This is a genomic window from Aurantimicrobium sp. (genome assembly GCF_036667855.1).
In the GTDB taxonomy this organism is placed as follows: Bacteria; Actinomycetota; Actinomycetes; order Actinomycetales; family Microbacteriaceae; genus Aurantimicrobium.
Map to the genome: position 1 here is coordinate 1 of NZ_JAVWTF010000119.1, position 344 is coordinate 344.

Consider the following 344-nt stretch of genomic DNA (forward strand, 5'->3'; position numbering starts at 1 on the left):
GCACGAATGCATTTACCACATTGATTTCCAACAGGAATAAATTTACGTAATTGCTGAAAGGATTGCGGATGAAACTGGCGAACAGCCTGACGAATTTTTTTATCACTTATCGCATTACACAAACAAACGTACATGATTGCTCCCGTTCAATTTATGCGCAAAGTGTAAATGAGAATAGTTATGATTACAATAGCACAATACTGTTTGTATGCTGACTGGTCTCGCCAAAAATGCGAATAAATATTACAGACGTTAAATCACAGGCAGCAAAAAGGGCGCCTAAGCGCCCTTTTCAATTCAAAACTAATTAACGAGTAATTAGCTCAGAACTTTAGCAACAACGC